A 25,355-nucleotide genomic window follows, 5' to 3' on the forward strand; every position below is an offset into this window, starting at 1 on the left:
GATTGAGGTATAGCTGAACTTTACTGCTGTAGCTGAGTCACTTCTAAATTAATATACTTAATCAGTGTATTACCTGTAGCCTCATAAATAACAGCAATACTGCCATCTTCTAAAGTAATAATATCTGAATAAGCACTGTGGCCATAAACCAGTTGGTATGGTGTATTAAAATTTAAACCTTCATCTTCACTTATCCAAATTCCTAAATTTTGGCGATTACTGCCAACAGGATCACCAATAGGCCCTGACACCAAAATTTGATTTTTGTCATCTCCATCTGCTTGTGCGGAAAAACGTGTAATACCTATATCGACCCTAGATACGCTAAGGTCGTGCGATGTCTGCTGCCATGATATACCACCATCGGTGCTTAAAAAATGATAACGAGTACCTGAAGTGCCGCCATCATTTCGAGCGCTAAGTAAAATCTTACCGTCAACTAATTCAACTATATCTGCTTCTGTAGGGCCTGAAATAGGAGTTAACTCACCAGGCAACCAAGTGGCGCCATTATCATCACTATAAATACTCGCGACATAAAATAAACTATCCGCTGCACGTACAATTGCAGGGAAAATCATTCTACCATTAAGTATTTGTTGGTCAGCAATTTGCCTATTTAATTGAATTCCGTGTCCAGGACCTGCGTTAATAGAGCGCCAAGTAGAATCTTTAACACTAGCACTAACATTAATAGTATCAGACCACGTTACCCCGTTATCTTGGCTCATTTTATATAATAAGTAGTTTGGATCGCCCGGAGCAGCACAATTACCATTTTGAGCACATAAATCTTGCCATTGCGTATAAAAAACAAAAATAGTGTTGGTGCTTTTATCGATAACAGGTCTAGGGTCTGAGAAGTCATATTGCGTGCTTTCTTCTAGTATTTGTACTGGTAACCACGTTTTACCTTTATCCAATGAACGCTTTAAAGATATATTTATTAAACCATTAGCACCTGGATCCGCTCCATTTGGACGGCCTTCAATGAAAGCAAGTAAACTGCCATCTCCACTTTGAATAAGAGAGGGAATTCGGTAGTTAGACATACCATTTATACCTTCTGCTCCTCCTTCAAATACAGTACTTTGAGTTATGGGTTCATCACTATTTTTAATTTTAAAACTAACTGATTTATAATTTGCTGTGCCACTAATACCTGTAGAACCGTTACCAAACACAATGACATTTTGACTCGTCTGTGAACCTGTCCAAGTTGTTACTTCAATACTATTAAAGGTAAAAGTAGCCATATTTGTGCGTGGATTAAATATTATCTGATAGTCATGATACTGTTTATCCCCACCCCCTTGAACAAGCGTATATTGGGTATCCCCCTCCACATCTGCAATTAAGTCGCCATTACTATCGAGCATCACATTAACTAAAAATCGTTTACTGCCATTGGCATAATAATTGGTTAGATATGATCCAGACTTTACTTTAAATGTACTAGACAAAGTCCATCCGTACGTTGTTGCATCTAGATTGGTTTGCGTACTAGGCGTTACTTGCCATTCAGCACGGCCATTGCTGCCATTAACAAACCATGCTTGTTGTCCAGCATCATCAACCAAATTACCTGCACCTTGGATTGAAGAATCATCTACCCAACCGGCTTGCTCCGGTGTAATATTTAAGTCTGCATAATAGTGGGCAATAACATTGTCTGGACGCGTCAACGTTGAGGCTTGGGCATTATCCAGTGCGGTATCATGAATTTGTGTTTCGTAAATTTTACCTTTAAAAAACCACTGCCCACCCTGCTGGTCAACATTGCGACCAATGTTCATGGTATTTAACTCTGAAACACTATTAAAAAAATGCGAACTCGGCGCTGTTATCACTAACTGACCATCCACAAACAATTTAGTGCCTTGCGCACTTATTACCACGGCCGCTTTATGAACTAAATTATCATTAAAAGAGGTGTTTGTTTTGATATCATTTATAAAAACGCCTTTCTCTCTTGCGTGTACTCTTAAAGTTCCATCGCCATTAATAAGAACCGAAAACTCACTGGAGCCATAAAGCGAGCTAGAAATACTAAATAAAGTTCCCAATGTACCCGTTGCTTGAAACTTTGTATAAATCGTTCCTGTTGTTAAGTTTTGAACTTCTGTGAACTCATTATCAAGCGATAAATACTCAGAACTTCCATTAAAATTAAGAGTTGATGTATCCCATTCTTTTAATATTGTTGCTTTTGATTCAAAAACACTAAATATTAATATAAATAGAAAAAACAGCTTATGAGTTTTTCTTAAGGTATTCACTATGCTTTCCTCTGTATTAGTAAAGCTCTCAACTTGCAAGAGCCTGTTTGATCTTAATAACTAAACTGCTTAATTAGTTACACAGGTTTATAACGAACAAAACGTTCGCAAAATTGTGGTTTTATGCTCCAACAATATGCTCTTAAGCATCAATAAGCAGATGAATGCCATATATCGATTATTTTTCAGTAAGGTGTGAAACTTTAGTGCTGTATATATAAGGGCTACGCTGTACTGCTTTTACTTCACCTGACACCCAATATAGGGTGTCTTGATATTGCGCAGTTTGGAGGGGGCCGGCACCACCAGAAAAGGGGACAAGCTGTTTGAGTGCCGACCAAGCATCGCGTTTTAAATCAAACACGATTTGTTTACGGTTAAACTTAAATGCAGCTACTGACATAGAGAAGTACTGTTGTTTAAATTGCGCTAACGCTTGGCCTTGCAATGTTGTTAATTTTAATACTGCGTTATCAAATATTTGCTTGTTTACACCACCTAAAAATAATATTTTATTTTTGGCTAAACGCAGAGCACTACCTCCGGCAAGGGTGACGTCTTTATTATTCAGTTGGGTATTGGGTAACGCACGCCAACTCGCTGCGCTGTAATCAAAAGCATAAGCGTCTGTGAGTGCAAAATTATGCGAGGTTGCTTGCGGATTGAGCCCACCAAATAACATAAACTCATCGTTTATACTTATCGCCGGAAATTGCGTACGCGCAATGGCGGGTAAAGCAGGTATGTCACTATCACATCGCGCACTGACAAAAGAAAATTTACAGACCTGATTTGAAATTTTACCATCTACATTACCTGCAAATAGATATAAAAAGTCATCATGTGTGTCGGCTGCACCATCAGACCAAACAAATGGCAGTCTAGCGACTATTTGGGTTTGAGGTGTGTGGTTTTCATCTAGCGTTAACTCTATAACAGTGTCGTACGTCTGCTGATTATTTTTACCACCTACTAATAATAAGTGGTTGTTTTTAGTTACTGTTGCGCCATAACCCATTGCCATAGGCAACTTAGAGGTAGCCACCAACTTAAATTGGTTGTCACTAATATCGTATACATAAATAGTGTCATGGTAATATTTGCTAGCACCATCAAAATAAGGGTGCCCATTAGGGAAATTAGCCCCACCTGCTATAACTAAATATGACCCAATTACACCAGTATAGGCTGCTGATATTCCCGTCGGTTCTCCTTTTTGAGTTGAAAGTGGTAGAGAAGCCACTTTCGACCAATTAGAAATCACACTATCTGTTTTAGCCTCAAGTGGCACACTAAAAAAACTATTTAACACTAGGCAACTAAGCCACATCATTAATCGATGCATACCATCCTCACAATTTAATTAAAATGAAAAAAACCTAATCTAAGCGATTAGGTTTTTTTACTAAAAGTGAATTAAAACTTATATTTCAGACCAACAAAGAATTGACGACCAATGATGTCGTAAGCCCTTGGCTCAGTGTTAGTACCTGCAGCAGAACCGGTTACAGTACCTCGAGGAATAATATCCGGTTCTTCATTAAACAAGTTATTGGTTCCTGCATACACATTAAATGACTCATTAAAGCTATATGACGCACGTAAATCTACGTAATAAACTGAATCCAATGTATTTATGTCATCAGATAGTGTTTGATTAACATCATTATTTACATCATTTTGTGTTTCATCACGAAAGGTAACTTGAGCAAATAAATTAAAGTCATCAGTCACGTTATAAGTCGTGTTAAAGGTATATCTAAATTCAGGGTAAAGTACTTCGCCCTTATAGTCGCGCTCAACGCCCGATTTACTTGTTGTCACATACTCATCTAAATAAGATGCAGATAAACTCAAGTCTAACTTATCCATGGTGTAAAAAACTTCAACGTCTACACCACTTGTTCTAACTTCACTTTCATTAATTGCCTTGGAGGTAATATTTAAAATAGGGCCGTTAACAGCACGCACCACATTACCATTACACGATGCGTCAAATTCAGTTGGCGACACATCGTAACAACGATTAATGATCTCACCAGCACCTACATTTAAAATTGCATCTTCAATTTCAATAGAGTAATAATCTAAAGAAACCGAAAGTGAATCAATTGGCGTGAATACCGCGCCTAGGGTATATGTGTCCGCCGTTTCTTCTTGTAAGTCTTCAGAGCCCATTTTTAAGAAGCGTTCATTCTGACTTTCAGAGCCTACCAGTGTAAACGAGCCATCAGATGCAATACGTTGTGCAATAGAATCTATTGAGCGACAGTTCTCAGCTACATTACCTGTAGAACTTGCAGTTACCCCATCACATACATCATGACCACCAGTTGCACTTGCAGAGCCTGCAGCGTAAAGGTCATTAACATTAGGTGCCCTTACCGCACTAGAAAGGCTTGCACGAAGACGCACGTAATCATTAATTGGTGCATCAATTCCTAAACGATACGTTGAGGTATTGCCAATTGACGAATAATCACCAACTCGCATCGCCAAACTTACATTAAGCCAATCATAAACGGGTAATAATACTTCACCAAAGGCCTCATAAGAATAAAAGCTGCCTTTTGTTGGAAACACTTGCAGTCTTCGAGTGATACCTGCTTGACGGAATGCATCAGGCGTTTCTGCTCCCTCTTCTTTGCGGTATTCAATACCTGCAGCAAAACCGATAAACTCATCATTAAGAGTAAAAGGTAACTCACCAGATAAAACACTATTTACTACATACTGTTTAATAACCCCGGTTTGGCCAGTAGAAATACCAATATAATCAACTGCCTCATCAGAAAAACCTGTCACACCCGCTAAACCTAACTCACTGTCAGTTGTGCCAAATGGGTTAATAGGCACACATCCTTGCCATCTATCTGTAGCATCTGCACATTGATAACCTCCATTGCCATCTTCTTCAATATTCAAAGCCGAGCGAAGTGCGACTAAATTTACATCACCACTGTTTTTCTGTACTTGATTAGTTGTGCCATATACCGCTGAAGTGCTTAATAAAAGACCACTATCAAATTCATAATCTAAATTACCCGCAATACGAAAAGTGCTACGATGATTTTCTACACCTAAATTATCAAACTCAGCTAAACGTCTAAAAGTATTTACCCGTTCTAATGACGTTCCACCCGACGCTTGTAAAGCCGGTAATAATTGACTTTGCGCACTGCTACCATTAAAAAACGGACTATCCGCAACATCAATTCCCGTCACACCCCCTCGGTTAACAGCAAATACATCATTTACTATGCTCAAAGGTGCAGTTTCAATATTGGTAGAAGAATTTACTTCAGAATAATTAATTTCAAGCTCAGCAAATACCTTATCTGAAATATCAAATGTCATGCCTGCTGCTGCATATTGTCGCTTATAAGGTGCAATCGCTTTTCGATAAAAAGTTTGATTATAAAAATCACTCTCGCCATCAAGCTGCCCATCTGCGGTTATTTTTGGCGCAAATTGACTAAACTCATCACCGTTACCAAAAATACTCACATCAGCAAACTGAAATGCGCCACCATCTACGTGCATTGGTCCGTTTCTAACACGCAATGTTTCACGCAGACCATCACCGTCTTCATCATGCACATTAATACTATTTCTTGAAAAATCTCTGTCCCTAGCCATTAAATCATCTTGATTAGCAAGGCCAACAGAAAACCATGCATTACCAGAATCAAAGTTTTTCCCATAAGTAAAATCTATGTTTTGTCTAGCTGCGCCACCTTCATCTGAATCAGCACCAAACACATTAACCTCAACACCTTCAAAATTCTTTTTGGTAATAATATTTATTACACCTGCAATTGCATCAGAGCCATAAATTGCAGATTGGCCACCGGTTAGTACATCAACTCGTTCAATAATAGAGGTGGGAATAGAATTTAAATCAACACCATAGCCATCACCTGCGGATGTACCCGACACATATCGACGGCCATTAACTAATACAAGCGTTCTCGCTGTGCCTAAATTTCTTAATGACGTGGTACTAATACCTGAACTGCCACCGCCATCGCCATTATTCGATGCATCATTAGTACCGGCAGTTACTGAAGGTAATCGGCTCAATGTATTGGAAATTGAAATAGCAGCCACCCCTTCAATAGCTTCTTTACCTAGTTCAACAACCGGTGAAGACGAACTAAAGTTGGCACTGCCTTTAAAAATATTTGAGCCAGTAACATTAATACGCTCAATATCTTTTTTTGCCTCTGACTCTTGCGCAATAGCTTGCGAACTTAATACGGCTGCAATACAGACCGATAAAGCGGATAAGTGATGCTGAACTTTATTTTTTTTCATGGTTTTCTCTCATTATGACAATGTAAATATAACTGGGTGAATAAATATTATACAATCAACCTATCATACCAGTACACCTTCAACAAGATTTTAATTAACATTTAAATCACATTAAATAAATAATTTGGTTGGATGAAAAATAAAAGTAAGCACTTAATAACAGCAAAAACTGTTTATTTATTACTCAAAAATAATCCAAGCAATAATTGTTCAACAGACAATCTTTGGATTATTTTTACCTTTTTTATTTAGTAAGGGGCTTATATGCTAAATCAGACATAAAAATATGCGTAAAATACACATTACTTTTGAAGAACACTGGCTTTAAAATTACCAGCCATCGTTACCTGCAACTCAGTATAAATTATCTTTTTTAGCTGCTCCCAACTCCGCTGGTTTTTTGCAAAACCAGGAAACATCGTGAAATGATCATCTTCTTTTAAAATGTGCAGCACTACTTTACTCAAGCAAGCGCACTCTATAAAACTCAAAGCTTGGTTTATATTTACTTCTTTATCCATATCACCATGAACGATGATATACCTAACATTTGCATCGACTAGCTGAGCAGGATTACTGTTTGCCACACTTGTTTTTATATTATTGTTTTTGTTTAATAATTTAATTATTTGCTCTGGCTGCCCTAAGTCTTCTGCACGTCTTAAGTCTAGGACTCCAGCAATTGAAATCACCGACTTTACCGTTAAATAGTTCGGCTTATACAAAATCGAGCATGGATTAATCATAGCCCTCGATGCTGCCCACGTTGCTAAATGCCCACCTGCAGAGTGGCCAATAAGTGTCACCTTGCTTAAATCTAGTTTATGCTGTTCAGCTAAACTTGATAAGAAATCGACCCCTTCGCCAACATCGTTCAGTATGCTTGGCCATGGCGCTGTTACATTAGCTCCTAGACTGTTCATCCTTCGATATTCTAAATTCCAAATAGCGATATTGAAGCCTTTTAAATACTCAACAATATGCTTCGTTGGGTAAGTGTCTAAGCTGTGGTTATCTTTCCAATATCCGCCATGAATCACAATAACCACAGGTAAATAATGATTGTTTTTTGGTCTAATTAATTGGCCGTATTGCTGCGAATCGTCACCGTATTTATATATATTCACTTTTAAACCTATCTATTAATTTAAAAAATCAGTAGTTGTATTAACCATACACCGCTGGTATAACAGCTACACCACAATACATCAAATGCTTAGTTCTACAGAATAATAATTAGGCTAATAAAAATTGATTATGCTCTGCTGCTACCGCTTTACTACAACTAAAGGAATTAATATGGACATACTTTCAGGCGCATACGCATCTGTTCCCGCTGACTCAAGTTGGGATCAGCAAACCGAGCAACTGTTCTATAAAACATTAAAAGAAGACGTCGCTATTAGTGGGTTGGAAATTCCATTTTCGGGGCAGCTCAACAGGTTTGGAAATGAGTGGTTTTATGCACAGTTAAATTCAAATTGGCGCAATGTGATTACCTGTATCCCAGGGACAATGGCCGAACTTAGTAAAGATCCCTATTTTGGTATTGCTTCAGACAATGAAGCAGGCCGTAGTAAAGCCATTAAATTTTACCAACAAGCGAATCAACAAATTCAACAGTTAAATAGTTATTTTAATAAACAGATGGTTACCCATATTTTAATCCATAGTGCACCGACAATTAATGAGCAAGTCCCCTCTTCAGTTCGCGCCTTGGTTAAGTCGCTTAACGAATTACAACAATGGGATTGGCATGGTGCTAAACTAGTAATTGAACATTGTGATGCTCAAATAAATACACAACACAGTGAAAAGGGGTTTATGCGCATTGAAGATGAAATTGATGCTATCACAACGGTTAATAAGCATGCTAAACAGAAGCTCGGCATTTCTATCAACTGGGGACGCTCGGCAATAGAGGCTAAAAGTTGTAATGGTCCTGTAGAACACATAAAGCAGTGTATTAGGGCTGATTTATTAACTGGGCTTATATTTTCAGGTGCCAGCGACACTTCTGATGTTTATGGTGTATGGAAAGATAGCCATATGCCACCTCAACTCAATGACTTTGATTGTATAAATAATCGAGACTCTGTGCTAAATGAAGAACAAGTTAAACGCTGTATGCAATTACAAGTAGGCACGCAATTAGACTTTGTCGGCTGTAAAATATCATTACTTCCTAATAAACAATCGTTAGCAACCAGAATAAAATATATACAAAAAACGCTAGCAATGATAAAAGACTGCATTAATTAAACTTTCCCTTAAATAGGTATATTTTAGGTAGAGTTAGCGAAATAATCGCGCTGTGGTACAATAGGTAAATAACCAAATAGTTGATAGGTTTTTAAATGACATTAAAAGTTACTCGCCCAGTTGAACGAAAAAAATTATCTGAAACCGTTGAAGAAGAACTCGAGCGGATGATCAGGCAAGGTGAAATCGCAGAGGGTGATGCCTTACCATCAGAAAGAGAGCTTATGGCTGCTTTTGGTGTTGGTAGACCATCAATTAGGGATGCACTCGCAGCACTTGCACGCAAAGGTCTTGTAAAAATAAGTAGTGGCGAAAGAACCCGGGTTACCCGCCCATCCGCAGATACAATAATTGCTGAACTATCAGGGATGTCTAAAGACTTTTTGGCTCAACCAAATGGTTTAAAGTATTTTGATCAGTTAAGACGTTTTTTTGAGTCAAGCTTAGTAAGGCATGCAGCAGCGTCAGCGACACCGAGCCAAATAAAAGAACTTGAAGAAGCGCTAGAGTTAAATGGAAAGTCTATCGAAAATGATAGTCAATTTAGACGGACCGATATTTATTTTCACCGTGTGATAGCCTCTATACCTGGTAACCCCATCTTTTTAGCTGTTCACCAAGCCTTAATGGATTGGCTAATTGACTCGCGTCCAGATCGCATTAATACCGCGGAATTAAATAAAAAAAGTTATGATGATCACGTGGCTATTTTTGAGTGTATAAAAAATGGTGATGTCGAGGGCGCAGATGCGCAACTTTCAGCTCACATAGACTATGTTTTTGATAATTATTATGGCTGATATAAGTACACTTTATAAATTAAAAAAAGGCTAATTTTAGCCTTTTTTTGTATCTTAAATGTTAAAACAATGGATTTATGCCAAACCTAGTGGTATAACAGGTATACACTACAAACAGGTATACAGTTGCACTATGAGAAAAATAATTACATTTTTATTGCTTCTAGCATCAAGCCATTCATTTGCGCAAACACAGTTAAACTGGCACCCCATAAAGGGGGGAGCTGAACACTTAACAGTAAATAAAAATACAGTTTACTTCGCAAATAATGACTCGGTATTTATTTCAAATAGTCATTACAACAAACTGATTAAATTCGATCTAACAAACAATAATGTTATCTCACTGCTTCCCCTTAGCCCGACTGAGGGTAATAGAGCGGCAGCGATCTCTCTACAATATGGCAAGAAAACGTTTATATTAGGAGGTGAGTTAGATTCGATTCAATCGACTATGGTAAATGTGTTGCAGTGGAATGAGTCATCTAAAAAATTAGTGTCTTCTCAGTTTACTAATTTACCGCGTCCACTTAAGCAGATCAGTGCACAAATATATGAAAATAATTTATATGTAGCTGGCTTCGACCAACAATGGTATTTTTTTAAGATTGCAGTTGATAGTGAACAGCGTAATTGGACTCAGCTCAACAGCAATATATTTACCTCAACTAGCACTCGCCAATTAAAGTTAGCAATACAAAATGATGGAAAAAATGACCGAATTTATGCCATTTCTGAAAACTATTCATCTAAAAGTTATGACGCTAACTCAGCGTTACTTATGCATATGTTTAACCCTGACACCAATACTTGGATGCCCATCGTTAACCGTACAGCTAGTCAACTTGTTGCAAAGAGTTCGTTAATTTATGCTTCCGCTTTAGGCCAGTCGCATTTATTAATTGTTACAAAAAACGGTCACGCTAAATCGTTTAATACCATCACAAAAGCCTGGTCAAACTATGAAAGCTCAAATTATACATTTCATAACATAGTGGCTAATAGAGCGCACACTTATGCTCTAGTCACCGATACCATCACCGCTAAAACAACACTCGTTAAAGGCAATATTAACAATACAGCTCGTGAATTTGGCTGGCAAAACATGCTGGTATTAGTGGTTTATTTACTATCGGTTGTTATGGTTGGTTTATATTTTATGTTTAAAAACAAAAATACCGATGACTACTTTAGAGGTGGGCAATCTATTCCTTGGTGGGCAGCAGCCTGCTCAATCTATGCCACTATGTTAAGCTCATTAACCTACATAGCACTGCCCGCCATTGTGTATCAAACAAACTGGGTACTGCTGATTGGCATTTGGATGATTATTGCCGTTGCTCCAATTGCCGTTTATGTTGCTATTCCATTTTTTAGACAACTAGATGCCACTAGCGCCTACGAATTTTTATCAAAACGATTCAATATGTCAGTACGCCTTTTTGCCAGTGGTTTATTTACATTATTTCATATTGGTCGAATGGGTATTGTAATGGCACTTACTGCGCTGGCTTTATCTGCAGTTACACCAATTAGTGCAACTGAGAGCGTGTTAATTATGGGCGTATTGTGCTTATTGTATTGCACTTTAGGTGGTGTAGAAGCGGTTATTTGGACTGATACGATTCAAACGGTAGTACTACTAATTGGAGCTGTAGTTTGCTTTTTTGTTATTATTGCTGGGTTAGATGATGGTTTTACAAGCTTCATTCAAATAGGCTTTGCAGATGACAAATTTACCATTGTAAACACCGACTTTAGCTTTGAAAGTATTACCACTTTATCAATTTGGGTGATAATTCTGGGCGGTATTGGGCAAAACTTATCAAGTTATACGGCCGATCAAGCCGTTGTACAAAGATACATGGTTACTAAAGATCCAGCTGCTGCTGCAAAATCTATTTGGGCCAATGCTATTCTTGCTGCCCCTGGCGCCTTATTGTTTTTCTGTATAGGTACGGGCTTGTATGCGTTCTATCAACTTAATCCTGAAAAACTCGATCCGAGTATTCAAATAGACCAAATTTTCCCTACTTTTATTTCTAATGAGCTCCCTATTGGGGTAGCTGGGTTAATTATTGCCGGTATTTTTGCAGCTGCGCAATCAACGGTTTCAACTAGTATGAACTCAATTGCAACCACAGTACTTACTGACTTTGTTAGGCCATTTAACTTCGTTAAAAGCGAGAAAGCTTATATGAGCCTAGCGAGAATTTTAACATTTGTATCGGGGGTTTTAGGCACGCTTGTCGGGCTTATATTTATTGACCCTGAAATCCGTTCACTAATGGAAGCTTACTTTAAAGTTATCGGTATGTTTATGGGGGCACTTGGCGGTATTTTTATACTCGGTGCATTGACCAAAAAGGCAAATTCGATTGGCGCTATTGTTGGCATTATTAGCGGAGTGAGCTTAATGATTTCAGCCTGGAAATATGGCTGGGCTAACGGCTACTTGTACGGGACGATTGGCATTCTAACCTGCTTAATTGTTGGCTACTTTGTTAGCTTACTCTTTCCTGCCCACAATAAAGATTTAACCCGATTAACCTTGTTTACGATGAAAGACTAAGCAATATTAAGAGTGAAAGTTATGAAAAATTACGCATTAGAAAACGAGTTAATTAATCAGTTGAAAAATAGCTTAATTGCATCATGTCAGCCTGTAGATAATGGCCCAATGGATAAACCTGAACATATTGTTGCTATGGCATTGGCAACACTTGCGGGAGGTGCAAAAGCATTGAGAATAGAAGGGATAGAAAATGTACGTGCGGTGGCAAAAGTAGTAAATGTCCCGATTGTTGGTATTGTAAAGCGAGATCTTGATGATACTGAAATTCGAATTACACCTTATGTTGAAGATGTAATTGCGCTTGCGCAAGCTGGTGCCACCATTATTGCTTTTGACGGTACAGACAGACCGCGACCAGTGGATAGATTAACGTTATTAGCTGAAATTCATAACCAAGGCTGTATTGCGATGGCTGACTGCGCCGATTTTACTGGCGGTAAACTGCTGCATGAGGCAGGCTGCACCTTCATTGGAAGCACCCTCTCGGGGTATTTAAATTTAGCACAAACACCCGATGAGCCAGACTATCAACTCGTCACTGAGTTGGTCAATGCGGGTGTGAATGTTATTGCTGAAGGGCGCTATAACTCACCAGAACGTGCAGCAAACGCTATAGCCTTGGGTGCACTGTGTGTGACTGTTGGCTCAGCAATTACCCGGGTAGAGCATATCACCAGTTGGTTTGTAAACAGTATCAACAATGCTCAGGGCGATGCTTAAATATGGATATTGCAATTGATATTGGCGGCACCAAAATAGCGTGTGCCCTTATTGATAACGACCAAATTGTCGACGCTATAAAAGTAGACTCCATCATTCATACAAATATTGATGATTTAGCATCCTATGTATATGCACACATTAAACATTGGGTGGTACAAGCACGCTCAATCAATATTGCCTGTACTGGCCAAGTGAGTTCTGATGCTGTTAATTTTTTATCCGTGCGTCGACAATTACCATTACAGGCTCAGTTTCGCAGTTTAACGGGTCTGCCTGTCACCATTATTAATGACGCCTCTGCAGCTGCTTGGGCAGAGTACGTATTAAATGAGCAACTGAATAATAAAAACTTTATTTATATCACCGTCTCAACAGGTGTTGGGGCAGGTATTGTTTTTAACAACGATATAATTACCTGCGCCGATGGCTTTTGCGCCCATTTGGGTCACACCACAGTTAAAACCCAATCAAATCAACACTACGCTTGCCATTGTGGCCGAGAGAACTGTGTGGAAGCGATAGCCTCTGGCACTGCTATTGCTAAATATGCAAGCCAAGCATTAGGCAAAACGCTCAGCGCAAAAGATGTATTTACAGACTACGCTGAGCACCCAGATATTATGCCAATTATTAACAATGCCGCTGCAGCCGTGGCCGAACTAATATTTAATATGAAAGCTACTTTTGGTAATAACAACGTTGTTATTGGGGGTAGTGTCGGCTTAGCACCATTATTTTATAACAAGGTGGCGGCAAAAATTCAACACGCACCCGAGATTTATCAAGTCAATTTATTAGCACCTAAATCAGGAGCCAATGCCGATGTTATTGGTGTTCATCACTATGCTAAAAAACAATTAAGCGAGAGCTAAAATGCAAGTACTTATATTTGATGATAAAGCCGCTGTTGCCAACAATGCCGCTGAGCTTATTAAAAAGTTAATTAATACTAAACCCAATGCCAATCTAGGACTTGCAACTGGTAGTACGCCAGTTGATTTGTATAAACAGCTCATAGTAAAGCATAAAAATAAAGAGGTTTATTTTAGCCAAGTCAACACCTTTAATTTAGACGAGTATTACGATCTTGATGCAAATAGCATCAATAGCTATCGTTACTTTATGGATGAGCAGTTGTTTAACCATATAGATATCGACCCAAAAAACACCTTTTTACCCACCTGTAATCGTCATCAAGATCCAAGACAACAAGGGGCGATGTTTGAAAAAAAAATCACAGAGCTGGGCGGAATTGATCTGCAATTACTCGGTATTGGTGGCAATGGGCATATTGGCTTTAATGAACCTTCATCCAGCTTTGCCTCGCGTACTCGAATTAAATCTTTAGCAAAACAAACCATACAGGATAACAGCCGACTTTTTACATCTCAGGAAGCGCAACCGCATATGGCAATGACGATGGGAATTGCGACCATCATGGAGGCAAAATATGTGTTATTAATTGCCACCGGTAAAAATAAGGCACAAGCAATACAAGATATGGTAAATGGTCCATTATCAGCCAGCTGCCCAGCATCTATATTACAAATGCATCAAAATGCCATAATAATGATCGATAATGAAGCAGCCAGCTTGCTAGAAAATAAAGAATACTTCACGTGGGTGAGTCAACAAAACCAAGAAATTAACGACTCTTTTGGTTATTTTCCCAACTTATAAATTAAAAGAGTTTGGTGTACTGACTACAACTCAATACACCAAGCGATGCCGTTAACCCACTAACCTCACATACTTTTCTGCCAGCTCATCCACACTTTCTCGATGATTAGGGTCGGGCTTTATGCAGTCAATGGGGCATACACTGACGCACGTTGGCTTGTCGTAATGACCCACACATTCGGTGCATTTTTCAGGGTCTATTTGGTAAATTTTAGCGCCCATATAAATTGCTTCATTTGGGCACTCTGGATCGCACATGTCACAGTTAATGCACTTGCTGTTTATGAGTAAAGCCATGAATTACCCGTTAAACAGCATGCTTAAACGGATTGCGGGTATCTTGGTTTTCATCCAAATTTCGCATCAGTATCGCGTGCTCTAAATCGATAGTGTCAGGCAGTGGAATTTTTACGATATGGCCAGAGCCTTTAGCATCAGTAATGCTTTCGCCTTTTTTGTTTTCCATACTTTTAAGGGTAAAGCTAATATTACCTTTCGGCGTCATTAGCTCTAATGAATGGCCAACACAAAACTTATTTTTTACATCTATTTCAACCAAACCATTAGCATTTCGCCCTAGTACCTCACCTACAAATTGCTGCTTGGTAGAAACTGAATGGCCGTATTCGTAATTTTGATAATCTTGGTGGGCGTGGCGCTTTAAAAATCCTTCGGTGTAACCACGGTGCGCTAGGTTCTCAAGAGTTTTGAATAAATCAGCATCGAATGGTTTACCTGCGACGGCATCGTCAATCGCTTTACGATACACCTGAGCGGTACGCGCAACATAATAAAATGACTTAGTACGCCCTTCTATTTTTAAGCTATGCACCCCCATTTTTGTTAGCTGCTCTACGTATTGCACGGCGCGTAAGTCTTTTGAGTTCATGATATAAGTACCATGCTCGTCTTCAAATGCAGGCATGTATTCGCCTGGGCGGCCTTGCTCTTCAAGCATAAATACATTGTTACTTGGCGCGCCTTCACCTAACGTAGGTATAACCGTTTTAGGATCGATTTTATGTACCATTTCACCGGTTTCGTTCTCAGTGCCAGGTTTAACATCGTATTCCCAACGACACGCATTAGTGCACGTGCCTTGGTTAGGATCGCGCTTATTAATATAGCCTGAGAGTAAACAGCGCCCTGAATAGGCCATACACAGAGCACCATGAACAAATACTTCTAGCTCTGTTTCTGGGCATAAAGAGCGAATTTCACTTATTTCTTCAAGCGATAACTCGCGAGATAAAATTACCCGCTCAATACCCTGTTTTGCCCAAAACAATACACTGGCATAGTTTACTGCATTAGCTTGTACTGAAAGGTGAATGGGCATATCAGGCCATTTTTCACGCACTAACATAATTAAGCCAGGATCGGACATGATCAATGCATCCGGCTTCATAGCAATTACTGGCTCTATATCACGTAAATACGATTTTACTTTCGCATTGTGTGGGGCAATATTAGACACTACATAAAACTTTTTATTTAGCGCATGAGCTTCGTTAATACCTATTTGTAAAGTATCTAAATCAAATTCATTATTGCGAACCCTTAAACTGTAACGAGGTTGGCCGGCATAAACAGCGTCTGCCCCATAGGCAAAGGCATAACGCATGTTTTTTAAGCTACCTGCTGGGCAAAGTAGTTCAGGAATAAACGGGGTTGAAGAAGTAACTGCTGACATGTGCGCTCCATACATCGAACCGAGTTCAAGCCGGTTGCATGAATAGTTAAGGGAAATAAAGCGTGCAAGTATAATGAGTGGTCAAAAGAGAAACTTTGATCAAGATCATCAAAATTTCTCTTCTGTGTTAAAAATGAAGAGCAGCAAATTTAAGTTATTTTTTACTACTTAATTGATTAGAAAATTGGCTAACGGCATCAACAACTTGTTGTGCGCCTTTTTTAATGTCACTCATTACAACACCAGATTCTTTGGAGAGTTCGAGTCCTTGTTGCGCTTTATTTCTACCTTGCTCTATAACAGCAACAGTGGCTTGAGTTAAGTTTTGATTTTGCTGTACAACATCCACAATTTCTTCGGTAGCTTTACTGGTTCTTGAGGCAAGCAAACGGACTTCATCAGCGACTACAGCGAAACCGCGACCCTGCTCACCAGCTCTTGCAGCCTCAATAGCTGCATTAAGTGCTAGTAAGTTGGTTTGGTCAGCAATACTGCTAATGCTTTGCACTATGCTCGCTATCAGTTGCGATTGTTTATCTAACGCTGAAATTTCTTGAGCTGTTTGCTCCATTTGCACCGACAGCTCGTTCATAACCTGTGCGGTTTTTTGTACCACTTCTGCGCCCTTATCCGCGTTATTATCAGTTTCAATTGAAGTGCCGTGCGCAATATTCGCCGCTTGTTCTGTGGCCAGTTCTTTTTCTACTTGGTCTGTGATCACAGTAGCAAATTTAACTACTTTATAAAGCTCATTTGCTTCATTAAAAATCGGATTATACGACGCTTCTAACCACACTTCATTACCATGCTTATCAATACGTTTAAATCTGCCGGCAATGAACTCGCCATTTCGCAGGCGCTGCCAGAAGACTTGATACTCTTTACTACTCGCTTCTTGCTCATCACAGAACATACCATGGTGCTTACCTAAAACTTCTTGCTTTGAATAACTCATACTTTTTAAGAAGTTGTCATTAACACGCAGAACCATACCCTGAGTATCGAACTCAATAACCGCTGTTGAACGATGCAATGCTTTGATTAAATCTTCGTTTTCTCTCGAGCTTTCAATTATTTGTGTAAGCACAGTGCAATGTAGGGTTAAATACTCAAGCTGACCTTGCTCATTTTTTATCGGGTGTAAAATACAGCGTAACCAATCTCGTTGTCCGTTTTCGTGAGATACTTGAATAGCGCCAGCAAAATGTTCGGCTTTACTTAACGCTTTTTTAAAGGCATGAAAATCAGCATTATTTCTAGCGTTTTCTGGAATAAAATCTAAAATCTTTTTATTGAGTATTTGGCTATTTGAGTAATTAAATTCCCGTTCAAAGTTTTTATTTTGTCTTAATATTGCACCTTGCTTATCAAGCTCCAATACCAACATCTCACTATCTAAACTTTGCTTAACCTGCTCTCCTACAGAAAGCTTACTTTGTAAATCAGCAATTTGATTTTTTAAAGATTGGTTAAAAAACATATATTTACCTTAATTTTTGCATGTACTCGACCTGCATTTGGATCCATATAAAAGTGTATATTTAACAAAAGTCACACCATTTAGATAAAAAAGTATAGTTCAAGTTTATGAACATATAATAAATGTAAAAACATTGTTTTTAGTTCATAAATACAAGCTAACAAATTTAAAAAGTTGGAAAAGTAGAATAAATTAGGTTTTTTTAACTAAAACGCGTATAATTCGCGCCCGTTAATATTCAACCTTTTATTTAAATTATTGGAGCACAAAGATGGCTTTAGAGCGTACTTTTTCAATCGTAAAACCTGATGCAGTTGCTAAAAACCACATCGGCGCAATCTACAACCGTTTCGAAACTGCGGGTCTTAAAATCGTTGCAGCTAAAATGGTTCACCTTTCACAAGAGAAAGCTGAAGGTTTCTACGCTGAACACAGCGAACGTCCTTTCTTTGGCGCTTTAGTATCTTTCATGACTTCTGGCCCAGTAATGGTTACCGTTCTTGAAGGCGAAAACGCTGTTCTTAAAAACCGTGAAATCATGGGTGCTACTAACCCTGCTGAAGCACTAGCTGGTACTTTACGTGCAGACTACGCTGATAGCATCGACGAAAATGCGGTTCACGGTTCTGACGCTGTTGAATCTGCTGCTCGCGAAATCGCGTACTTCTTCGCTGACGAAGAGCTTTGCCCACGTACTCGTTAATTCGAGTTCACAGCTAACCCTGTGATGCAAAGTATGAAAAGGGCTTTCGAGCCCTTTTTTAGTCATTACGTAAAGTATTCGTAAGCATATTTTTGATGCTTTACTTAATGATTAAACTGGGTGAATTGTGTACAATTCGCCCTCGTATATTTTTATCTCCACCGTCACCGATTGAGGTTGTTACATGACCGAGCAAAAAAAGATTAACTTATTAGATTTAAACCGAGATGCAATGCGAGAGCTATTTGTATCATTCGGTGAAAAGCCATTCCGTGGCGATCAGGTGATGAAATGGATTTATCATTTTGGCGTAGATAATTTCGACGAAATGAGTAACGTAAACAAAAAGCTAAAAGAAAAGCTTAAAAATGAATGCGAAATTGTTGCACCAGAAATATCAGTTCGCCAACAAGCCAGCGACGGTACCATCAAATACGCACTCGTGTTAGAAGGCGGTCAAGAAGTTGAAGCAGTTTGGATCCCAGAAAAAGATCGCGCCACCTTGTGTGTATCTTCTCAAGTGGGCTGTGCACTAGAATGTACTTTTTGCTCAACAGCTCAACAAGGCTTTAACCGTAACTTAAAAGTGTCTGAAATTATCGGCCAAGTATGGCGAGTAGCCAAAGACATTGGCCTTGATGGCAACAGCGAAAAGCGTCCTGTCACTAACGTAGTGATGATGGGTATGGGCGAGCCGTTACTTAACGTTAAAAACGTGGTACCTGCAATGGAGTTAATGATGGACGACTGGGGCTTTGGTTTATCTAAACGCCGCGTTACATTAAGCACCTCAGGTGTGGTACCTGCTCTTGATTTATTGAAAGAAAAAATAGACGTAGCACTGGCAATTTCACTGCATGCGCCAGATAACGCCCTGCGTGATATTTTAGTACCGATCAATAAAAAATACCCAATTGAAGAGTTTTTAGCTGCGTGTCGTCGTTACATAGACGGTTCAAAAGCCAACAAAGATGTGACTATTGAATATGTAATGCTTAACGGCGTTAACGATAGTACTGATCAAGCTCATGAACTGGTTAAAACGTTAAAAGGAACACCCTCTAAGGTAAACCTTATTCCATTTAATCCATTCCCAGGTAATGAATATACTCGTTCAAGCAACAGTCGAATTGATCGCTTCTCTAAAGTATTACAAGCTGCCGGGATTACCTGTATTGTTCGTCGTACCCGAGGAGATGACATTGACGCTGCCTGCGGCCAGTTAGCTGGCGATGTTGTAGACCGTACGAAGCGTATGGCGAAAAAGAAAATGCGTGATGACAATGCAATTGCAGTGAATATTCATCAAGCCTAATTTTTTGAGTAATCAAAAGCCTTTGTGATATATCGTTTATTTTTAAATAAATGATGCAACACAAAGGCTTTGAGGTAAGATAGAGGTTATGGATATAAATAAAGAGACAAAGTAATGCGATCTTTACTTACGTTAGCACTATCAACACTGTTTTTAAGCGGTTGTGTTACCGAAAATAGTTACAACGGCAGCGATAAACCGGTCCTCGAGAATAAAATTAATAACGATGGTGCAGCTCGCACGCGCATAGCATTGGCATTACAGTATTTAAATACAGGCAATAACTCTCAAGCTAAATATAACCTAGAACGTGCCAACGAGTACGCTCCAAACTTACCCGAAGTACACTACTCTTTAGCATACTATTACCAACAAGTTGGCGAGAACGGATTAGCCGACAAAGCCTATCAAAAAGCACTGGCTATCAAGCCAAATGACCCTAACACCTTAAACAACTACGGCACGTTTTTGTGCAGTATTAATGAGTATGATCGCGCCACCGATCAATTTTTAAAAGCGATTGAAATACCTAGTTATATTCGTGTAGCGCAAAGCTATGAAAATTTGGCTCTGTGCGCTATTGAATTTAACGATTTCACAAATGCCGAGAGCTATTTTCAACAAGCACTAAACCATAGCTCACAACGCGCATCTACATTAATAAGTTTAGCGGCTCTATATTATGCAAAAAGCGACTTGTACAAAGCCAGTAACTTAATAAAACGTTATGACGATACCGCGCAAGTTTCTTCTCGCGCTTTGTTGCTTGGCTATTTGGTTAAACAACGAATGGGGAAAATTGAAGAAGCAGAAAAAATTGCGACAACCTTACTACAAACCTACCCAAGTAGTATGCAAGCTAACGCCATTCGCGATAATCAGTTAAGACGAACAGAATTTGAAGTACTACGTGAAAAATATCGCCAAGCCCAGCTAGATGAATTACAAGAAAGTAGTAATAACAACCAAATTATTGCTGAGCCGAAAATAAAAATTATTCGTAAAAAAAGCCCAGTACCGGCTTCAAATAACAAAGCGTCAGATGAGCAAATAAAAAAAATACGCTAGATAATTACACTCCTTTTAACTGTAAACTAAAATAAAGCACAAAGGGTGATGTGCAAATGCTTGTTTTAGGGGAAAGCAATTTAGCATTTCAGTGTGATACAATGCTAAACTGCTACAAATAAGGTGTATTAAAGGACTTAAAAACACATAAACTTTATCAAAACACGGTATAGTTTTTAAAATATTAAATGTAGTGCCTTTTTATAGTGCGCCTTAGCAACAAGAATTAACGAATACTAAAAAATAAAAACGAAGTCTTACTCTGGTTGTTAAGCCAAAACTTAAACTTTTACTAGTGGATCCAAACTGATACACATTATGAATGAAGATAATACACAACCGCAGAGCGATGAACCCTCTGTAGGTCAAATACTAAAAACACATAGAGAAAATGCAAACATTAGCCTTGCTAATATTGCCTCGTTATTAAAGTTAACTGAATTACAAGTTCAGCATATTGAAAACGATGAATATCATTTACTAGGCGCAAAAACATTTGTTAAAGGCTACATAAAAAATTATTGCCGCACACTAAACATAGATAGCAGCGCTATTTTAGCGATGTTGCCTGCCTTTAGTGCTTCAGATAAGCCTGTAGATATGCAAAGCTTTTCAAGGCGTACAGAAAAAGAAGCGCATGACAGTCGACTAATGACGGTAAGTTACTTAATTTTAGCCATTGTTATTGGCTCATCAGCCGTATGGTGGTGGCAAAATGCAACGCCTATTGATGAACAAACTAATACTATAAAAGCGAGTAACTCATTCATCACTGTGCAACAAGAAAATACAAAACGACTCGCTGATGAGGCCAATGAAGCTGTCGATGAAGCACAATCAAATGATATTGAGCCTGCACCACAAGCAAACCCAGCCGTAATCAATGAACAACAAACAATTCAGGCTGCGCCCCTTAACGATGCACAAAGCCAAAGTGAACCAACAAGCAGTGATTTAAGCACCATTATTATGATGTTTAATGACGAAAGCTGGGTTGAAATCCACGATGCCAACGATGAGAAAATTGCATTTGGTGTAAAAAAAGCAGGCTACGAAATGACCTTAACTGGTGTAGCGCCTTTTTCAGTGGTACTAGGCAAGCACGATGTTGTTCGTATTACCCTAAATGGTGAGCCAGTTGATATTTCGGCTTTTCCTAAAAACCGTTTAGCTAAATTTAAATTACCCTTAGCAGAGTAGTCGCTATGTTTTCAGAATCTCCTATAAAACGCAGAAAATCCACCCGCATTAATGTGGGTAATGTTCCAATTGGTGATGGTGCACCAATTGCTGTGCAGTCAATGACCAACACAGACACAATGGACATTGATGCCACTGTAGCTCAAATTCAAGCGATTCAAGATGCCGGTGCTGACATAGTACGTGTATCTGTTCCTACCATGGATGCAGCTGAAGCATTTAAAAGCATTAAAGAGCAGGTATCGATACCGCTGGTTGCTGATATTCACTTTGACTACCGCATTGCATTAAAAGTAGCAAAGTATGGTGTTGATTGTTTACGTATTAACCCAGGAAACATTGGCAGTGAAGAACGTATTAGAGCCGTTGTTGATTCGGCCCGAGAGCATAACATTCCAATTCGTATTGGCGTAAATGGCGGCTCACTTGAGCGCGACCTACAAGAAAAATACGGCGAGCCAACACCTGAAGCTCTACTTGAATCTGCTATGCGTCATGTAGATATATTACGTCGCTTAGACTTTGACCAATTTAAAATTTCAGTGAAAGCATCAGACGTATTTTTAGCGGTTGGCGCGTATCGTCTACTTGCAAAAGAAATCGATCAGCCACTGCATTTAGGCATTACTGAAGCAGGCGGCATGCGCTCTGGCTCAGTTAAATCGGCCGTCGGTTTAGGCATGTTATTAGCTGAAGGTATTGGTGACACGCTGCGTGTATCACTAGCGGCAGACCCAGTTCAAGAAATAAAAGTAGGCTTTGATATATTAAAATCATTGCGTATTCGCTCTCGCGGCATTAATTTTATTGCTTGCCCTAGCTGTTCGCGCCAAGAGTTTGATGTAGTAAGCACCATGAATCAACTTGAAGAGCGCTTAGAAGATATTATTGAGCCAGTTTCAGTGTCAGTCATTGGCTGTGTGGTTAACGGACCAGGCGAAGCATTAGTGAGTGATATTGGCCTTGCCGGCGCAAACCGTCGCTCAGGTTTATACATTAACGGCGAGCGCCAAAAAGCGCGTATTGATAACAATAATATTGTTGATCAACTTGAAGGCTATGTACGTGATTTCATTGATCAGAAACAACAGCAAACTCCAATCGATATAAAAATCGTAGAGTGATGTGTTGTTACAACACTATGTATTTAATTGACCTTTTTTAGCCGCGGCATTCAAACGTAGTATAAATTACGTACGCCCCGCTGCGCTCGCAATTACCTTATAGTTAGGGTTATAATGCAGGGTCGATTTTTTAGTTTTACGTGGTTGCAGCCCAGAGCTGCACATAAACAGATTTAGGATTTATCAGTGGCAAAACAAATTCAGGCAGTTCGCGGTATGAACGATTGCCTGCCAGGCGATACGCAAGTTTGGCAGAAAGTAGAACACATTTTACGCGAGACCGTATCATCGTTTGGTTATCAAGAAATTCGTTTTCCAATTGTAGAATCAACCGACCTATTTAAACGCTCTATTGGTGAAGTAACCGATATAGTAGAAAAAGAAATGTACACCTTTGCCGATCGTAACGGCGACAATTTAACTCTGCGCCCAGAAGGGACTGCAGTGTGTGTCCGTGCAGGTAACGAAAATGGCCTGTTATACAATCAAGAACAACGCCTTTGGTACATGGGCCCTATGTTTCGCCATGAACGCCCACAAAAAGGTCGCTACCGTCAATTTCATCAGTTTGGTTTAGAGACTTTTGGTATTGCCAGCGCCGATATTGACGCCGAAGTTATTTTACTCACGGCGCAACTTTGGGAAGCATTTGGCATTACTGACCATGTGCGTTTAGAACTTAATTCATTAGGTTCAAACGAAGCACGTGCACAGTACCGCGATGCCTTAATCGCCTTTTTAGAACAACATACCGATGTACTAGATGAAGATTCTAAGCGTCGTATGTACTCTAACCCACTGCGCGTTTTGGATACTAAAAATCCAGATATTCAGGCAATCTTAGTCGATGCACCAAAGCTATCTGAACATTTAGATGCTGAATCAAAAGAACATTTTGAAAATTTATGTGAACGATTAGATGCCGCAGGCGTCAAATACACGGTTAATGAAAAGCTGGTACGTGGCTTAGATTATTACAACCGCACTGTATTTGAATGGGTAACCGACAGCTTAGGTGCACAAGGTACTGTATGTGCTGGTGGTCGTTATGATGGCTTAGTAGAGCAATTAGGCGGTAAATCAACCCCTGCGGTAGGTTTCGCGATGGGTTTAGAGCGCTTGGTTTTACTACTTCAAGCACTTGAATGTGTAGGTGACATACGCCGTAGTGCTGATGTATATTTAGCAGCTATGGGCGACAAAGCCAGTATTCAAGCGCCTATAATTGCATCTACCTTACGTCGTGATGTACCTGGATTACGGGTTATGGTGCACGCTGGCGCTGGTAACTTTAAAAAACAACTCAAACGTGCTGATAAAAGCGATGCGCTCGTCGCAATTATTATCGGTGAAGATGAATTAGAGCAAGGCGTTGTGACTATTAAATACTTACGTGAGCGTAAGGAACAAGTCACACTAGAACTAGAACAAGCTAAAACGTTACTTGCAGAACTAATTAATAGCTAAATTATATAAAGCGTAAGTAGTGAAGCGCTTTAACAGAGGTAAGCATGGAAATTTATTCAACAGAAGAACAACAAGCAGAAGCAATTAAACGCTTTTTTCGTGAAAACGGCCTTTCACTAGCGTTAGGCGTTATTGTTGGTTTAGGTGGTTTATATGGCTGGAAAGCATACAACCAAAATCAAATAACGACTGCAGAGCAAGCATCTGATGCATACACTAAGCTTGTTGAAAGCGACAGCGTATTAGCATCTGCTGATGCATTTATCACTGAAAACAAAGACACTCAGTACGCAACTCTAGCGGCATTTGTTGCTGCAAAAGAAGCAGTAGATGCCCAAAACTTAGATGTAGCAAATGAAAAGTTAAGCTGGATCGTAACTAACGTTGATAACGCAGAGCTTAAAGCCATTGCAACAACACGTTTAGCGCGTGTGCAAATTGCTCAGCAGCAATACGATGATGCATTAAGTACGTTAAATGCTCCTCTTCCTGAAGCATTTAACGCAAATGTGGCTGAATTAAAAGGTGACATTTACACTCAGCAAGGCAATAAAGAACAAGCACGCGTAGCCTACCAAGCTGCTGTTGATGCCGGCGGATTAACGAGTAATCCTCTTTTACAAATTAAGTTAGATGACCTAGCAGTAACTAGCCCAGCGGCATAAGGTT

Annotated in this window: 19 protein-coding genes and 1 pseudogene; 13 read left to right on the forward strand and 7 right to left on the reverse strand. The window is 39.3% G+C overall.

Annotated elements, in window-relative coordinates:
- Nucleotides 1–20 precede the first annotated feature (20 nt).
- The 4 genes from AC0VZ5_RS18175 to AC0VZ5_RS18190 all read right to left on the reverse strand — a co-directional run bounded on the left by AC0VZ5_RS18175 (nt 21) and on the right by AC0VZ5_RS18190 (nt 7,723).
- Complete coding sequence (locus AC0VZ5_RS18175) at nt 21–2,279, reverse strand: exo-alpha-sialidase (RefSeq protein ID WP_475474817.1); 2,259 nt, start codon at nt 2,277–2,279, stop codon at nt 21–23.
- Between the two features lie 178 nt (nt 2,280–2,457).
- Nucleotides 2,458–3,624, reverse strand: coding sequence for a hypothetical protein (locus AC0VZ5_RS18180; protein ID WP_475474818.1), 1,167 nt, complete (start codon nt 3,622–3,624; stop codon nt 2,458–2,460).
- A gap of 71 nt (nt 3,625–3,695) precedes the next feature.
- Entirely contained in the window at nt 3,696–6,596 is a 2,901-nt protein-coding gene (locus AC0VZ5_RS18185; protein ID WP_475474819.1) for a TonB-dependent receptor domain-containing protein, read from the reverse strand.
- A gap of 302 nt (nt 6,597–6,898) precedes the next feature.
- Nucleotides 6,899–7,723 carry an alpha/beta hydrolase gene (locus AC0VZ5_RS18190; protein ID WP_288987179.1) on the reverse strand — a complete coding sequence of 275 codons (825 nt, stop codon included), beginning with the start codon at nt 7,721–7,723 and terminating at the stop codon, nt 6,899–6,901.
- A 172-nt stretch (nt 7,724–7,895) separates the two neighbouring features.
- Here AC0VZ5_RS18190 and AC0VZ5_RS18195 point away from each other — a divergent pair, with 172 nt between their 5' ends.
- The 6 genes from AC0VZ5_RS18195 (at nt 7,896) to nagB (ending at nt 14,636) form a co-directional block, all read left to right on the forward strand.
- Nucleotides 7,896–8,858 (forward strand): DUF4862 family protein, encoded by a 963-nt coding sequence (locus AC0VZ5_RS18195; protein WP_475474821.1) that lies wholly within the window; start codon nt 7,896–7,898, stop codon nt 8,856–8,858.
- A gap of 95 nt (nt 8,859–8,953) precedes the next feature.
- Nucleotides 8,954–9,658 carry a transcriptional regulator NanR gene (locus AC0VZ5_RS18200; RefSeq protein WP_008108685.1) on the forward strand — a complete coding sequence of 235 codons (705 nt, stop codon included), beginning with the start codon at nt 8,954–8,956 and terminating at the stop codon, nt 9,656–9,658.
- 133 nt (nt 9,659–9,791) lie between these two features.
- Nucleotides 9,792–12,230, forward strand: a complete 2,439-nt coding sequence (locus tag AC0VZ5_RS18205; protein WP_475474822.1) for a sodium:solute symporter family protein — start codon at nt 9,792–9,794, stop codon at nt 12,228–12,230.
- Between the two features lie 21 nt (nt 12,231–12,251).
- Entirely contained in the window at nt 12,252–12,953 is a 702-nt protein-coding gene (locus AC0VZ5_RS18210) for an N-acetylmannosamine-6-phosphate 2-epimerase (RefSeq protein WP_475474823.1), read from the forward strand.
- Between the two features lie 2 nt (nt 12,954–12,955).
- Complete coding sequence (locus AC0VZ5_RS18215; protein ID WP_475474824.1) at nt 12,956–13,828, forward strand: ROK family protein; 873 nt, start codon at nt 12,956–12,958, stop codon at nt 13,826–13,828.
- A gap of 1 nt (nt 13,829) precedes the next feature.
- Nucleotides 13,830–14,636 (forward strand): glucosamine-6-phosphate deaminase, encoded by an 807-nt coding sequence (gene nagB, locus AC0VZ5_RS18220; RefSeq protein WP_475474825.1) that lies wholly within the window; start codon nt 13,830–13,832, stop codon nt 14,634–14,636.
- A 51-nt stretch (nt 14,637–14,687) separates the two neighbouring features.
- On the opposite strand, the gene AC0VZ5_RS18225 is transcribed toward nagB, so the two are convergent.
- The 3 genes from AC0VZ5_RS18225 to AC0VZ5_RS18235 form a co-directional block, all read right to left on the reverse strand.
- Nucleotides 14,688–14,933: a YfhL family 4Fe-4S dicluster ferredoxin gene (locus tag AC0VZ5_RS18225; protein WP_055011536.1), complete on the reverse strand. Its 246-nt coding sequence runs from the start codon at nt 14,931–14,933 to the stop codon at nt 14,688–14,690.
- Between the two features lie 10 nt (nt 14,934–14,943).
- Nucleotides 14,944–16,329 (reverse strand): prephenate-dependent tRNA uridine(34) hydroxylase TrhP, encoded by a 1,386-nt coding sequence (gene trhP / locus AC0VZ5_RS18230; RefSeq protein ID WP_475474826.1) that lies wholly within the window; start codon nt 16,327–16,329, stop codon nt 14,944–14,946.
- A 154-nt stretch (nt 16,330–16,483) separates the two neighbouring features.
- The gene (locus tag AC0VZ5_RS18235; RefSeq protein WP_475474827.1) at nt 16,484–17,809 is read right to left on the reverse strand and encodes a methyl-accepting chemotaxis protein; all 1,326 of its coding nucleotides are present in this window, start codon (nt 17,807–17,809) and stop codon (nt 16,484–16,486) included.
- A 271-nt stretch (nt 17,810–18,080) separates the two neighbouring features.
- Between AC0VZ5_RS18235 and ndk the strand changes: the two genes are divergently transcribed.
- The 7 genes and pseudogenes from ndk to AC0VZ5_RS18270 all read left to right on the forward strand — a co-directional run bounded on the left by ndk (nt 18,081) and on the right by AC0VZ5_RS18270 (nt 25,351).
- Nucleotides 18,081–18,512, forward strand: a complete 432-nt coding sequence (ndk, locus tag AC0VZ5_RS18240; RefSeq protein WP_008111339.1) for a nucleoside-diphosphate kinase — start codon at nt 18,081–18,083, stop codon at nt 18,510–18,512.
- Between the two features lie 184 nt (nt 18,513–18,696).
- Nucleotides 18,697–19,827 (forward strand): dual-specificity RNA methyltransferase RlmN, encoded by a 1,131-nt coding sequence (gene rlmN / locus AC0VZ5_RS18245; RefSeq protein ID WP_010389431.1) that lies wholly within the window; start codon nt 18,697–18,699, stop codon nt 19,825–19,827.
- A 114-nt stretch (nt 19,828–19,941) separates the two neighbouring features.
- A pseudogene (gene pilW, locus AC0VZ5_RS18250) lies at nt 19,942–20,841 on the forward strand (type IV pilus biogenesis/stability protein PilW); the annotation flags it as partial.
- A gap of 372 nt (nt 20,842–21,213) precedes the next feature.
- Complete coding sequence (locus AC0VZ5_RS18255; RefSeq protein ID WP_178956959.1) at nt 21,214–22,095, forward strand: RodZ domain-containing protein; 882 nt, start codon at nt 21,214–21,216, stop codon at nt 22,093–22,095.
- 5 nt (nt 22,096–22,100) lie between these two features.
- Nucleotides 22,101–23,219 (forward strand): flavodoxin-dependent (E)-4-hydroxy-3-methylbut-2-enyl-diphosphate synthase, encoded by a 1,119-nt coding sequence (gene ispG / locus AC0VZ5_RS18260; protein ID WP_198522851.1) that lies wholly within the window; start codon nt 22,101–22,103, stop codon nt 23,217–23,219.
- Between the two features lie 186 nt (nt 23,220–23,405).
- Entirely contained in the window at nt 23,406–24,686 is a 1,281-nt protein-coding gene (gene hisS, locus AC0VZ5_RS18265; protein ID WP_138605799.1) for a histidine--tRNA ligase, read from the forward strand.
- 44 nt (nt 24,687–24,730) lie between these two features.
- Complete coding sequence (locus AC0VZ5_RS18270; protein ID WP_138605797.1) at nt 24,731–25,351, forward strand: YfgM family protein; 621 nt, start codon at nt 24,731–24,733, stop codon at nt 25,349–25,351.
- The last annotated feature ends 4 nt before the right edge of the window (nt 25,352–25,355 follow it).

Source organism: Pseudoalteromonas sp. QJM3NY_12 (assembly GCF_056173165.1).